The sequence below is a fragment of the Collinsella sp. LCP21S3_D3 genome (assembly GCF_052118305.1).
Classification (GTDB): domain Bacteria; phylum Actinomycetota; class Coriobacteriia; order Coriobacteriales; family Coriobacteriaceae; genus Collinsella.
Genome location: NZ_JBQKHK010000004.1, coordinates 62602 through 76399 on the forward strand (window position 1 = coordinate 62602; position 13798 = coordinate 76399).

The following is a 13798-nucleotide window of genomic DNA, read 5'->3' on the forward strand; positions in this document are numbered from 1 at the left end:
TTTAGAAAGGTAACCTCCAGCCCATGATTAAGATTGCCAAATTTGGCGGCTCGTCGGTCGCCGACGCCGAACACTTTAAGAAGATCAAGGCCATCGTCGATGCCGACCCGGCCCGCCGTTTTGTGGTGGTTTCCGCCTGCGGTCGCCGCTTTAAGGGCGACACCAAGGTGACCGACCTGCTCTACCTGGTTAACGCGCACGTTAAGTATCACGTGTCGTGTGAGGAGTTGCTCGAGGACATTGGCCAGCGCTATTTTGATATCGCTGACGAGCTGGAGCTCACCTATCCCATCCGTGAGGAGTTCGCGGCCTTTGCCGAGCGCGCCCGCTCGGGCGGCTACTCCACCGAGGAGCTTGTGAGCCGCGGCGAGTACTTCACCGCTCGCCTGATGGCCGAGTACCTGGGCCTGCCGTTCCTGGACGCCGCGACGGTTGTGGCGTTCCATCACGACGGTACGCTCAGCATGAACCGCACCTCCGAGCTGGTGCAGGAGTACGGTCAGCAGGGCGGCTTTGTTATGCCCGGTTTCTACGGCGCGACGCGTGAGGGCCAGATTAAGCTGCTCGATCGTGGCGGCGGCGATATCTCGGGCTCGATCCTGGCCAAGTGTCTGGACGCCGACCTTTACGAGAACTGGACCGACGTCTCGGGCTTCTACTCTGCCGATCCGCGTATTGTTCCCGAGGCTCAGCCCATTGCGCGCGTTACCTACGAGGAGCTGCGCGAGCTTTCGTACATGGGCGCAAGCGTCCTGCACGAGGAGGCCGTGTTCCCCGTGCGCGAGGCGGGTATTCCGCTGGTCATCAAGAACACCAATGCGCCGCAGGACCCCGGCACCATCATTAGCGAGACGGCTGATGAGGGCGAGGCGGAGCCCATCATTACCGGCGTGACCGGCAAGCGCGGTTTTGTCGCCATCAACGTGGCCCGCGATCGCACCAAGCCCCGCGTCGGCTTTATGCGCCGTGCACTTTCGGTCTTCGAGCGCTATGACGTTTCCGTCGAGCACATGCCCACCGGCGTCGACCGCTTTGGCGCCGTGGTGCAGGAGCAGGATGTGCACGATTCGCTGTACTCGCTCGTGGGCGACATCCAGCAGGAGGTTGAGCCGCTCGAGATTGAGGTTGTCGAGGGCCTGGCGCTCATCGCGACCGTCGGCCGTAACCTGCGCGGCCGCGCAGGTATTTCTGGCCACCTGTTTGGCATGCTCGGCCAGGCTGGCGTGAGCGTGCGCATGATTTCGCAGAGCTGCGACGAGATCAACATCATTATCGGTGTCGAGGATAAGGACTTCGACCTGGCGATTCAGACCATTTACCGTGCCTTCTCCGACGAGAACGGCATTGTGAAGGTCTCCGATCTGGAGGCTCCTGCACCGATTGAACCCGCCCTGGCTGCCCTCCACAAATAGCGACCATTCCGGTAGATTTTTGGGATATGTCTAGAAATCTACCTTTTGGCGCACGAGTGGGTTTTGAGGCATGTTCCAAAAATCTAGCGCGGGGCGTTTCGTTTCGGTTTCGTTTCGACGGGGTGGGTTTCGTGTCCGCCCCGTTCTTGTATACACTGGGCAAGAATATCCTGCCTGCGTGGCGTGCGGGCAAAAGCCACAACCTTTAAAGGGGGAAGCATGAAACAGTACACGGTTGCTATTTTGGGCGCGACAGGGGCCGTGGGCACCCAGATGCTCGAGTGCCTCAACGAGCAGGAGTTTCCGGTTGGCAAGCTCAAGCTGCTGGCGAGCGCGCGCTCTGCGGGCAAGACCGTCGAGTTCCGCGGCGAGCAGGTTGTTATTGAGGAGGCTTGCCCCGAGGCCTTTGAGGGCTGCGACATCGTACTCGGCGCTGCCGGCGACGATATCGCCAAGGAGCTGCTGCCCGAGGCCGTCAAGCGTGGCGCCGTCGTGGTCGACAACAGCCACGCCTTCCGTATGGATCCCGAGGTGCCGCTCGTCGTGCCCGAGATCAATGCCGACGACATCAAGTGGCATCACGGCCTTATCGCTAACCCTAACTGCGCAACCATCATCGGCCTGGTTCCCACCTGGCCGCTGCACAAGCTCGCCGGCGTGAAGCGCATGATCGTCTCGACGTACCAGGCGGCTTCGGGCGCTGGTGCTCCCGGTATGGCCGAGCTCGAGGCCCAGCTGGCCGCCCTGGGTCGTGGCGAGGAGATTCCCGAGCCGCGCGCATTTGCCGCCCAGTTGGCGAGCAACCTGATTCCGCAGATTGGCGGCGTCAAGGAGGAGGGCTTTACCTCCGAGGAGATGAAGTTGCAAAACGAGGGTCGCAAGATTATGCACCTGCCCGAGCTGCGCGTGAACTGCACTTGTGTGCGCGTGCCTGTGCTGCGCTCGCACTCCGAGAGCATTACGCTCGAGTTTGAGCGCGACATTACGGTCGAGGAGGCCCGTGCTGCGCTGGCTTCTGCCCCGGGTGTCAAGCTGGTCGACGACTTGGGCGCCGAGGATGCGCACGACCGATTCCCCATGCCGATGGACACCTCCGACCAGGACCTGATTTGGGTCGGTCGCGTGCGCCGCGACATCTCGAACCCCGAGGCCGCGCGTGGCATCACCTTCTGGTGCTGTGGCGACCAAATCCGTAAGGGCGCGGCAACCAACGCCGTCCAGATCGCCAAACTGCTCTGCGAGTAGCGGTGGAACTGTCCGGCGGGGGCCGGACTTAGCTTTCAGAACGTCCTCGACCATGTGCGGCGCCTTGTCCTGCTCCTTCGGAGCTGCGGACAAGGCGCCGCACTGGTCTGCGGAGTGTTCTGAAAGCTAAGCCCGGCCCCCGCCTGCGGTGACTCGGCTGCGAGCGGCCTGCGATGGGGCCGTTGTTGGTTGGGGCCGCTGGGCTGATGTGAGGGCACGTGGCCGTTGCGGGCCCTGGTCCCGGCGGCGGCCTCGGCGCTTTGCGCCTGCCTCCTTTGGGGACTGCGGGATCGTGACGGCAGCTGCGGCGCTTCGCGCCTGCTGCCTGAGGTGACTTTGGGGTTGGGGTGAATTGAAGTTGAATACTTTTCCCGAGAAGTGAACGACCTATTTTGGACCCCCGAAGCATTGGCATATTTTGACCGCTATTTCCTGCGGTTTTGCTGCGCGAATCCTGCGGTTTTACGGTCTAAAGGTGTGGATGCTTCGGGGCTTCGTTTTTACTCGTTCACTTCTCGGGAAAAGTATTAGAGCTCAGCTGGCATGGGTACCGCTCTGGCGTCGAAGCCCCGCGTCTTCTCCGCTTGATTGGGGAAAGCGGCCTCGCTTAAACAATTACGAGCCTGCCCGGGCGTATCAGACAGGTTGTCTGCACAATTCGCGGTATTATGGTGCGGAGTTTTGAAAGGAGCCGCTGGTGGTCACGACGACGTTTGCTTCGCCTTTGGGCGAAATCCTGCTTGCCGCTGATGGCCGCGGTCTGACGGGGCTTTGGTTTGAGGGGCAGGAGCACTTTGGCTCCACGCTTCTCCGGGAAGACTCCGAACATGTTGAAGGGGTCGATGCGGTTTCCGGTGCTGGTGGCATGTCGTCGGCGAGTCCGGCTCATGGTGCGGCTTCTTCTGTGCTTGAGCGTTCGTGGGCATGGCTGAATGCTTATTTTGCAGGGCAGGAGCCTCGGTATACGCCGCCGTTGCATATGATCGGTACGGCGTTTCAGCGTGAAGTTTGGTTTGAGCTGCTTTCTATTCCGCGTGGCGAGGTCGCTACGTATGGCGAGATTGCGGCTCGTGTCGCCGCCCGCCATCGGGTGCCGGGGAACGAGGACCCCGTTGTGTCTCCTCGTGCGGTGGGGGCTGCGGTCGCTCGCAACCCTATTTCGATTATCGTGCCGTGCCATCGCGTGGTTGCCGCCGACGGCTCGCTTAACGGATATGCCGGCGGGCTCGATCGCAAGGAGTGGCTGCTTCGGCTTGAGGGCGCGTACGAGGAATAACGTTCGAGCACTTTGCATAGCCAAGATGCCGTGAAAGAACGGGACACGCTTTCCGAATGGAGACTCAGACGGAAACCACGTCCCGGAATTCCGTTTTAAAGCGGGATGCGCTTTCCGAATGGCGTCCCAAGCGGAAACCGTGTCCCGGAATACAGCCTCAGAGTGGGACGCCGTTTCCGGTTGAGACCACCTGCTTGGACATCTTTCTACGCCCGCTTCTGCAGGGCGTAGATCGACTTATCCATGTTGAACAGGTAAGCCACGACGCAGACAATAAAGAACATCGGCAGATTACCAAAGCCGAAGACTTCGCAGCCAATAAGGATGGGTGCGAGCAGCGTATTGGTGGCGCTGCCAAAGACGGCTGCGTAGCCCAGCGCGGCGCAGAGTTCGGCGGGCATGCCGAGAATCCCGGCGAGTACGACACCCAGGCTGGCTCCGATGGAAAACAGCGGCGTCACCTCACCACCCTGATATCCTGCGGCAAGTGTGGCGATGGTGAGTACGAATTTGAGTGCCCAGTCCCAAGGCATGATGGCGACCTTACCGTTACCGTTGAGTGCCGCCGATATCAGGTTGGTGCCAAGGCCGCAGTATCGACCCTGCCACAGTGCGAACAGAATCGCCGATAGCGCGATGCCGATAGCGGCGATGCGCGCATAGGGGTTGGGGAGCAGCCGCGCCGCAAGGGTCTTGGCATGCGCAAGGCACCAGGCAAAGGCACCGCCTACCATGCCAAACGCGATGCCTAGTACCGCAAGCCGTCCAAGACCGGGGAGATCAAGCGCGCATGAGGCGACAACGGCGACCTCGAACTTCTCGAGTCCCAGGGCACCGGAGGTCATACTTGCGGCGAGCGAGGCTGTAAGCGCGGGAAACAGCGCGCGGTATTCCATGCGTCCTGCGACCAGTACTTCGATAGCAAAGACCGTGGCAGCAAGGGGCGTTCGAAAGAGCCCGGCAAAGCCGGCGGCCATGCCGATAAGCAAAAACGTGTTGCCGGGGTCTCGGAAAGGTAGACGTCGGCCGATCCAATGTGAGACGGTTGCACCGATCTGCACGGCCACCCCCTCGCGTCCCGCACTGCCGCCAAAGAGGTGCGTCCCCCACGTGCTCAGCATAATGAGCGGCACCAAGCGCGGCGAGATGGCGTCCTCACGCCCGTGGCCTACGTCGAATACCAGGCTCATGCCGCGGTCGGTGCCCTTGCCCCAAGCGCGGTAGGCAAACACGATGGCAAGGCCCATAAGGGCGAGGAAGGGGAGGAGCAGGGTGATGTGTTCGTCGCGGAAGGCGCCGATCGCCAAAAGCACGCGTCCAAAGAGCGCGCAGATGGCGCCAACGATGATACCGACGGGGATTCCGACGGCACCCATAAGCACAAGACCGCTATAGGTGTTGAGCAGACGTTTGATTCTGCTCGATGCGCTGCTTTCCGACACTTCTCCTCCAAAACAAAAAAGACTCCTGCCGCAGCGTGATGCCTAGGGGCATCACGTAACAGCAGAAGTCATCAGCAACAAGGCGGTTTAGGATAACGCGGCAGCTTGGCTGGCGCACCCAACGGAGACATTCATTCCGCAGTGGCATCATAGCGGTGGATACGGTTTGGGTCAAATGGTTGCCGTGGACAGTCCTGGTGCCTGCCCGCACCCCTCGTTTCCCCATATAAAACCTGCCAAAATAAACCTGTCCCTTTTTGGTCGGTGCGAAATGGGTAATACTAAAGAGTTATCCGACCAGATGGGAATTAATCGATGGCTTATATCGAATTCAAAGACGTCGTCAAAGCATACGGCGAGGGTGACGCCCGCATTCACGCGCTGGACGGCGCGAGCTTTACGGTCGAGCGTGGCGAGCTCGCCATCATTTTGGGTGCTTCGGGTGCCGGCAAGACCACGGCGCTCAACATTCTGGGCGGCATGGATACGGCGACTTCCGGCACCGTAACGGTGGATGGGCGCGATGTGAGTTCCGCCAATGAGGCGCAGCTCGTGGAATACCGCCGCGCCGACGTCGGCTTTGTCTTCCAGTTCTATAACCTGGTTCCCAACCTGACGGCGCTCGAAAACGTCGAGCTTGCGGCGCAAATCTGCCCCGATTCGTTCGATGCCGAACAGACACTTCGCCAGGTTGGCCTGGGCGAGCGCCTCGCCAACTTCCCCGCGCAGCTTTCGGGCGGCGAGCAGCAGCGCGTGTCCATCGCCCGCGCACTGGCCAAGAACCCCAAGCTGCTCCTGTGCGATGAGCCCACGGGCGCGCTCGACTATAAAACCGGCAAGCAGATCTTGCAGCTGCTGCAGGATACCTGCCGCAAGCAGGGCATTACGGTCATCATCATCACGCACAATTCCGCGCTCGCGCCCATGGCCGATCGCCTGATCTGCTTTAAGAGCGGTCGTGTGGAGAGCGAGACGGTCCAGCAAAATCCCGTGCCTATCGAGACGATCGAGTGGTAGCGCCCATGGACCAAGATCGCCAAAACAGCCAAAACCACGATACGGAGCACGTGGGTCACGATCGGGAGTTCGCGACCTACCGTACCGCTCAAAGCTCAAATGATATGGCGTCGACGGTTTTTCACCGTGGCATCTCCCGCACAATCCGAGGCAGTCTTAAGCGCTTCCTATCTATCGTGGTCATTACCGCGCTCGGCGTGAGCGTGATGTGCGGTCTTAAGGCGGGCTGCGAGGATCTGCGCGATTCGGTCGACGTCTATTTTGACCAGCAGAATGTCTATGACATTAACGTGCAGTCGACCTATGGCCTTACGCGCGACGATCTTGCGGCCATTCAAGAGGTCGACGGCGTCGAGACGGCCGAGGGCATCTACACCGAGACCGCCTACACCGCCGTGGGTACCACGCGTGAGCGTGTAGTCGTGCAGAGCCTTTCCAGGAAGAATATCGATCAACCGGTGCTGGTGAGCGGCGATTTGCCCGAGAGCGCCGGCGAGGTCGCGGTGACTTCGAAGTTCCTGAAGGCTTCGGGCAAAAAGCTCGGCGACACGGTGAGTTTTGCCGCCAATGACGCGAGCTCGTCGAACCAAAGCGCCAAGGACCAGTTTGCCGCGGGTGATTACACCATTACGGCCGAGGTCCTCGATCCTACTGATGTGAGCTCCGACTCGACAGTCAACGCCTTTCGCGCTGCTTCGGCTGCGGACTATAAGTTCTATGTGAGTGAGGATGCCGCGACATCTTCTTCCTACTCCGCGGTCCACGTGATCGTCGAGGGAGCCAAGAGCCTCAACTCCTATTCAGATGCCTACACGACAAAGATCAACGAGGTCAAGGGTAATATCGAGAAGATTCGCGACGAGCGTGAGAAGGTGCGCGCCCAAGAGCTGACGGTCGACGCGCCGGCAAGATTGGATGCCTCCGAGCGCCAGGCGAATATGCTCTTTGGGATTGAGCAGGACAACATCAACCGCATGCCCCAGGGCAGTGAGGAGCGCGCTCGGGCTCAGGCCGATTTGGACCAGCGCCGCGCCGCCACCGACCAGCAGTTTGCCGATGCACGCGCCGAGCTTTCCGATCTGGGCGAATGCACTTGGTACATCCAGGATCGCGGTAACATCGCAAGCTACTCAAGCGTCGAGAGCGACAGCTCTTCGATTGAGGCCATCGCCACGGTTTTCCCATTTATTTTCTTTGTCGTAGCCGTGCTCATCAGCCTTACCACCGCCACTCGTATGGTCGAGGAGGAGCGCACGCTCATTGGCTTATACAAGGCGCTCGGCTATTCACGCGGGCGAATCCTGTCCAAATACGTGGACTACTCGATGTGGGCTTGTCTGTTCGGCGGCGTACTCGGCAACATCATCGGATTTGTGGGGTTGCCGCTGTTCCTGTTTACGGTGTTCGACGACATGTACTCACTGCCCCAGATGCTGCTTTCGTACGACATCGTGTCCTCGATCGTCTCGGTGGCGCTGTTTACCGTGGGCGTGGTGGGTGCCACGATTATCGCCTGCCGCCACGAGATGGCCGAGACCCCAGCCTCACTTATGCGTCCCAAGGCCCCGCGAGCCGGCTCGCGCATCTTGCTTGAGCGCATCGGCTTTATTTGGCGCCGCATGGGCTTTTTGAACAAGGTGGCAGCGCGTAACCTGTTCCGCTACAAAAAACGTGCCTTTATGACCATCTTCGGTATCGCCGGCTGCACGGCGCTCGTGATCTGCGGTATGGGCATCCGCGATACGTCGGTGGCGCTTTCGCCCAAACAGTACGGGCATATCACGCGCTATGACTTGCTGGCGGTCGCCAATCCCGATGACTATGCTCAGACGTGTGCGGCGCTGGAAGAGCGTAGCGCGGCCAGCGACTCCGGCGTACGCGTGACCTCAACCCTGCCGATTATGACCGACAACGTCACCTTTACGTTTGGCGGTAAGAGCGAGACCGTACAGCTCATCGTGGTGCCCGATGACCGCACGAATGATCTGGACGATTACGTGCGCCTGGAGGATGAGTCCAAAGAACCGCTCGCCCTGCGTGACGGGGACGTGTATTTAAGCAAGAGTTCACAGCTGGTGCTGGGGATTCAGCCGGGCGATACGGCGCAGGTCCAGGATTCGTCGCTCAATGTTACCAAGGTCAAGGTTAGCGATATCTCGCTCAATTATTTGGGCAACACGCTTTATATGACGCAGGGCACCTATGAGCGCGCGTTCGGCCGAAGCGCGCGTCTTAACGGGATCTTTGTGCTGCTTAAGGGCTCGTCGGCCGACCAGATTGCGTTTAGCAAGAAGCTTAAGAGTGACGGTTGGCTTACGATTTCGAGTACGGCCGAGCATTGGGAGAACTATGAGTCGAACTTTACGATTATCAATTCGGTCGTAGTGCTTGTGACCTTTATGGCGGCGTGCCTGTCGTTTGTGGTGGTGTTTACGCTGTCTAATACGAATATTTCGGAGCGCGAACGCGAGCTGGCGACCATCAAGGTGCTGGGCTTCCGCCGTGGCGAGGTGCACCACTACGTCAATAAGGAGACGTTGATCCTTACGGCGATTGGCACCGCACTGGGCGTGCCGCTGGGTGGCCTGCTTGCCGAGAGCTTTACGTACGTTCTTCAGATGCCGTCGCTGTACTTTGATGTTGAGGTCGAGCCGCTGAGTTTCGTGCTCGCTGTGGTGCTTTCGTTTGGCTTTACGTTTATCGTCAACCTCGCCACCAACCGTACCCTCAACAAGATTGACATGGTCGGTGCCCTCAAGAGCGCCGAGTAACCTGTTCTTGGATTCAAGTTGTAGCGAGCTGCGACGTTCCGCAGTCGCTTTATTGCATAAACCGCCCCGCGGAATGCATATTTTGGCGGGGCGGTTGCTTTTTACCCGCAGGTACCCCCAGGGGCGGCGTGCAAATTCCGGAGAATTCAGCATTCCGGAGTCCACGAGTATGGGAGCGGGCGCACAAAACTGCGCTGAAAGCCCTGATTCTGAGCTCCCAACGCCTCAAGAGCCGCTCGTTTTTACAAGATGCGGCCCATGGCGCCTGCCTTTCGCCCAAAATTCAGTATGCAGGCACCCTCGGCTGCTGAAAACTCCCAAAAATGCACGGCGCCTCCTGCCCTAGGCACCCGCAGCAAGAAGTCGAATAGCCTCGGCGAGCATGTAAACGCAGGGCCCTCCGACCCCGCCCGACGATTTCGATTGGCGACCTTTGACGGAGTCAAGGGAGGAGCCAAATCGAAATACGTCGGGCGGGGTCGGAGGGCCCGATGGGATGGATTTCGGCCGAGGCTATTCGTCGCCGAAGCTGATGCCCAGCGCCTTGGCCTCGCGTACCAGGTCGCTCTGGGGATCGACAAACTTGAGCTTGCCGGCGACCTCCTCGAGCGGCATGTGGCACATCTTGCCGTCACGCAGGGCAATCATGTAGCCAAACTCGCCGCGTAGGCAGCCCAGTGCCGCCTCGACGCCGCACTGGGTCGCAAAGATGCGGTCCTGGGCGTCGGGCTGACCGCCGCGCTGCGTGTGGCCGGGGATGGCGACGCGGGTCTCGCGACCGGTCTTGGCCTCGATTTCCTTGGCAATGTCGTAGACAATCGACGGACTCGTGCGCTCGGCGAGCTTCTTCTTGTACTCCTTCTTGGGCAGCGCCGCGTCCTCCTTGGAGATAGCGCCCTCGGCGACGGCCACGATTGTAAAGCGGCTGCCGGTCTCCATGCGATGCTCGATGGTCTTGATGACGTTACCCATGTCGTAGGGAATCTCGGGAATCAGGATGACGTCCGCGCCGCCCGCGACGCCGGCGTACAGCGGGATCCAGCCAACCTTGTGGCCCATGATCTCGATAACGAACACGCGGCCGTGACTCGAGGCGGTGGTGTGGATGTCGTCGATGCACTTGGTGGCGACGTCGATGGCGCTCGTAAAGCCAAACGTCATTTCGGTGCCCCAGGTGTCGTTATCGATGGTCTTGGGCAGAGCGATAACGTTGAGGCCCTCTTCGCGCAGGCGGTTGGCGGTCTTGGTGGAGCCGTTGCCGCCCAGCATAAACAGGCAGTCGAGTTGCAGCTTGTGATAGGTGTGGACCATCGCGGGCACCTTCTCGACACCGTCGGCCTCGGGAATGTCCAGGCGCTTGAACGGCGTGCGGCTCGTGCCCAAAATGGTGCCGCCGCGGGTGAGGATGCCGCTAAAATCGGCGGGCGTCATGACGCGGAACCTGCTGTAGATAAGGCCCTGGTAGCCGTCCTCAAAACCATAGATCTCGATAGGTTCTTCGCTATTGGTCATAAGCGTTTTGACGATGCCGCGCATGGTGGCGTTGAGCGCCTGACAGTCGCCGCCACTGGTAAGAAGACCGATCCTAAGCATGATGAATCCTTCCGGGCAAGTTATAACATGCGCATAAGTTTACCCCCGCACACTGCTGATACGGGGGTAAAACGTGTTAGCTCAAGCGTATAGAAATGTAAACAACGTCAGGCGAGCGTAAGGTCGACGGGCCTGGCTCCTTACAGTGCGAAGGCGTCGACGTCGCCCCAGTGGCGGCGCAGCGTAATAGCGGCGGCGGGTTCGGTATTGTCAAAGACGACCGACCATTGCGTATTGCTGGTGATGTCTTCCGGATTGGGCTCTTGCGCTGCGGCGCGCAGGGCTTCCCAGGCAATCGTTTCGTCCTGGGCACCGACATGGGCGTCAAGGACATCGGCGATTGCGACGGCGCGCTCTTTACCATGGCCCAGCTCGCCGTTCTTTTGGTTGGGCAGCACTTCGTCGCCATAGCAGGGGTAGAAGTTCGTAACCTGGCGTACAGGAGTCGCTTTGAAAGCGCGGTCCGGATCGTGCGGATCCCACTCTACTACGCGCGCGTCGCCGGTGGCGTCGTTGATAAAGAAGTGATAATCGCGTCCCGCCATGGCGTGCATATCGTAGGCGGAAAGCAGGTCGACAGCTTCTTGTGTGGTGGCGGCACGGTCGAGTACCAGACGGATGGCGAGCGAGGTATTGATGACAGGGCGTTGCGTGTCCTGGTCACAGGGCTTGGAATCCAGGGTGAGCACGGCAACGGACACGCCGCATTCGTTAACACCGTCGAGCTGGGCAAACGGACCCATGAGTGCGGCGGCGCGTCCGGCGACGGAGTCAAGCGGAGTGTTATCGCCCAGGTTGTTAAGGGCGGCAAACCCGATGGAGGCATAGCCGCCGCGTGGGTGATTGCGCACCAGCAGCGCCGAGGTGTCGTCCTTAAAGTCGTAATTGCGACCGGTGCGCACGCGGCCTTCGGCATCTACGGCGACAAAAGCGCTGCAGGCAAACTGGGGAGCCTGGACATGTGCCGGCACACCGGGCAGCACCTGCGCCACCACGGCATCGATGTAGGCCTGGTCGTCGCGCACGCCAGCGGCGATGATGCGATCAAGATCGTAGTCGTAGGCAATGTCGATTGCGTACAGGTCATAGCCATCCGCGTAGCCGGTCAAGCGTTTGAGCGACGCGGCGGACTTGATTTGCTTGCGGTAAACGATACCGGTGGCAGCGGCAAGGCCGACGGCGACTCCCGCGACACCGCAGACGATGGCAATGTTACGTGGCTTCATGACGGCTCCTCTCGTCCTGTTAGCGTAATTATCGCAAAAGGAGCGCGGGCATGATGGCTCAACCTGGTGAGTGGCACGGGATTAAACATGGAATGAAGAGTGCGGCGCTGGCGTGGCGGGGTATGCTGGAGGGGACCATCAACCCAGCGAAAGGGGAGAGCATGACGGATCAGGAAACGCCCGAACGCGCGCATGTGACGGCCGACGATATCGAGGCCGCCAACGACCTTATCGACTTTATCGAGGCGTGCCCCAGCATGTTCCATACGGCGGCGACCATTATGGCCGAGCTCGACGAGGCGGGCTTTACCTACCTGCCCGAGAATGCGGCGTGGGACATCGAGCCGGGCGGGCGTTATTACACGCAGCGCAACACCTCGAGCGTTATCGCCTTTAAGGTGGGCGAGGACCTGGCCGCGACGTGGGGCGAGGACGGCGTTGCCGGTGACTATCATTTTCAGCTCACGGCGTCGCACAGCGATTCTCCGACGTTTAAGGTCAAGGCCGTGCCCGAGCTTGACGGCGCGGGCGAGACGCTGCGCCTGAACACCGAGGCCTACGGCGGCATGATCGACTACACCTGGTTCGATCGCCCGTTGGCGCTGGCTGGACGCGTGCTGGTGCGCGAGGGCGACCGGATTGAGAGCCGCCTGCTTGCCACCGAGCGCGAGGTCGCTATCATTCCGAGCCTTGCTATCCATATGAACCGTGGCGTCAATGAGGGCTTTGCACCCAGCCGCGCTGTCGACCTGTGCCCGCTCATCAGCGCCGGCGAGCTTAAGCAGGGCGACTTTGATGCTCTGATCGCCGACGAACTGGACGTCGAGCCCGAACAGATTTTGGGCCGCGATCTGTTCCTGGTCAATCGTCAGGACGCGCGCATTTGGGGCTGGGCCGACGAGTTTATCTCGACGCCCAAGCTCGACGACCTAGCCTGCGCCTACACCTCGCTGCAGGCATTTTTGGGCGCCGAGAATGCGCATGACATCTCGGTCTTTTGCTGCTTCGACAACGAGGAGGTTGGCTCCGAGACCAAGCAGGGCGCTATGTCGACGTTCTTGGCCGATGCGTTGCGTCGCATTAACGGGTCGCTGGGCTTTGATGACGAGTCGTACCACCGTGCGCTTGCCGCCTCGATGCTCGTGAGCTGCGACAACGCGCACGCCGTGCATCCCAACCACGCCGAGAAGTGCGATGCCCACAACCAGGTCGTGCTCAACGGCGGTATCGTCATCAAGGAAGCCGCCAACCAGCACTACTGCACCGATGCCTTTAGCCGCGCAGTGTTCCAGGCCATCTGCGATGACGCAGACGTGCCCACGCAAGCCTTTGCCAACAAGAGCGATATGGCGGGTGGCTCCACGCTCGGCAATCTGTCCAATATGCAGGCGAGCATGCACGCCGTGGACGTGGGCCTGCCGCAGCTGGCCATGCACTCGAGCTACGAGACCGGTGGCGTGCGCGACGTGATGTGCGCGATTCGTGCCCTCACGGCTTTCTACGAGCGCGACCTAAACATCAACGGCGCCGAAAGTGTGGAGCTTTAAAACCTGCCAAAAAAGGACGGGTTTATTTTGGCAGGTTTTATCTGGGCAAATGCCGCAATGTCAACGGTAAGACGGAGCTGCTAAGGCTTGCAGATGAAGCCGACGCCAGCGGAACCGCCGCAGGGAGAGCAAAAGTCAGCGAGAGCCCGCCGTTTGAGCCAAGGTGCCGTGAAATGAAAAGGCGCTGACCTTCTGGTCGCGCCTTTGAAATTGAACGGCAGATTGGCCAAACGGCGGGCTCGCAGCGTCGAGGGGTTCCGGCGTTTGGT

9 protein-coding genes are annotated in these 13798 nt (G+C 60.3%); 6 read left to right on the top strand and 3 right to left on the bottom strand.

The genetic code is table 11. The annotated features are described in order from the left end of the window. Window positions 1–23 precede the first annotated feature (23 nt). The 3 genes from ACTQ1S_RS02950 (at window position 24) to ACTQ1S_RS02960 (ending at window position 3933) form a co-directional block, all read left to right on the top strand. Window positions 24–1412 carry an aspartate kinase gene (locus tag ACTQ1S_RS02950; protein WP_154514910.1) on the top strand — a complete coding sequence of 463 codons (1389 nt, stop codon included), beginning with the start codon at window positions 24–26 and terminating at the stop codon, window positions 1410–1412. A gap of 219 nt (window positions 1413–1631) precedes the next feature. Further along, window positions 1632–2657, top strand: coding sequence for an aspartate-semialdehyde dehydrogenase (locus ACTQ1S_RS02955; protein WP_154514908.1), 1026 nt, complete (start codon window positions 1632–1634; stop codon window positions 2655–2657). A gap of 697 nt (window positions 2658–3354) precedes the next feature. After that, the gene (locus ACTQ1S_RS02960) at window positions 3355–3933 is read left to right on the top strand and encodes a methylated-DNA--[protein]-cysteine S-methyltransferase (protein ID WP_441547023.1); all 579 of its coding nucleotides are present in this window, start codon (window positions 3355–3357) and stop codon (window positions 3931–3933) included. 206 nt (window positions 3934–4139) lie between these two features. On the opposite strand, the gene ACTQ1S_RS02965 is transcribed toward ACTQ1S_RS02960, so the two are convergent. Next, on the bottom strand, window positions 4140–5375 hold the full coding sequence (locus tag ACTQ1S_RS02965) for a chloride channel protein (protein ID WP_441547024.1): 1236 nt from the start codon (window positions 5373–5375) through the stop codon (window positions 4140–4142). A gap of 315 nt (window positions 5376–5690) precedes the next feature. On the opposite strand from ACTQ1S_RS02965, the gene ACTQ1S_RS02970 reads away from it, so the two are divergent. Then, the gene (locus ACTQ1S_RS02970; protein WP_427718202.1) at window positions 5691–6392 is read left to right on the top strand and encodes an ABC transporter ATP-binding protein; all 702 of its coding nucleotides are present in this window, start codon (window positions 5691–5693) and stop codon (window positions 6390–6392) included. Window positions 6393–6397: 5 nt separating this feature from the next. Beyond that, entirely contained in the window at window positions 6398–9163 is a 2766-nt protein-coding gene (locus ACTQ1S_RS02975) for an FtsX-like permease family protein (protein WP_441547025.1), read from the top strand. A 513-nt stretch (window positions 9164–9676) separates the two neighbouring features. Here ACTQ1S_RS02975 and ACTQ1S_RS02980 read toward each other — a convergent pair. Further along, window positions 9677–10756, bottom strand: coding sequence for a 6-phosphofructokinase (locus ACTQ1S_RS02980; RefSeq protein WP_154514896.1), 1080 nt, complete (start codon window positions 10754–10756; stop codon window positions 9677–9679). Between the two features lie 140 nt (window positions 10757–10896). Further along, window positions 10897–11982 (bottom strand): carcinine hydrolase/isopenicillin-N N-acyltransferase family protein, encoded by a 1086-nt coding sequence (locus ACTQ1S_RS02985; protein WP_441547026.1) that lies wholly within the window; start codon window positions 11980–11982, stop codon window positions 10897–10899. Window positions 11983–12143: 161 nt separating this feature from the next. On the opposite strand from ACTQ1S_RS02985, the gene ACTQ1S_RS02990 reads away from it, so the two are divergent. Then, window positions 12144–13529, top strand: a complete 1386-nt coding sequence (locus tag ACTQ1S_RS02990) for a M18 family aminopeptidase (protein WP_441547027.1) — start codon at window positions 12144–12146, stop codon at window positions 13527–13529. Window positions 13530–13798 lie beyond the last annotated feature (269 nt).

What these genes read in the sequence shown, in the direction of transcription:
- ACTQ1S_RS02950 (WP_154514910.1), top strand. Translation starts at nt 24, where the DNA reads ATGATTAAGATTGCCAAATTTGGCGGCTCGTCGGTCGCCGACGCCGAA.
- ACTQ1S_RS02970 (WP_427718202.1), top strand. Translation starts at nt 5,691, where the DNA reads ATGGCTTATATCGAATTCAAAGACGTCGTCAAAGCATACGGCGAGGGT.
- ACTQ1S_RS02990 (WP_441547027.1), top strand. Translation starts at nt 12,144, where the DNA reads ATGACGGATCAGGAAACGCCCGAACGCGCGCATGTGACGGCCGACGAT.
- ACTQ1S_RS02980 (WP_154514896.1), bottom strand. Translation starts at nt 10,756, where the DNA reads ATGCTTAGGATCGGTCTTCTTACCAGTGGCGGCGACTGTCAGGCGCTC.
- ACTQ1S_RS02985 (WP_441547026.1), bottom strand. Translation starts at nt 11,982, where the DNA reads ATGAAGCCACGTAACATTGCCATCGTCTGCGGTGTCGCGGGAGTCGCC.
- ACTQ1S_RS02975 (WP_441547025.1), top strand. Translation starts at nt 6,398, where the DNA reads ATGGACCAAGATCGCCAAAACAGCCAAAACCACGATACGGAGCACGTG.
- ACTQ1S_RS02955 (WP_154514908.1), top strand. Translation starts at nt 1,632, where the DNA reads ATGAAACAGTACACGGTTGCTATTTTGGGCGCGACAGGGGCCGTGGGC.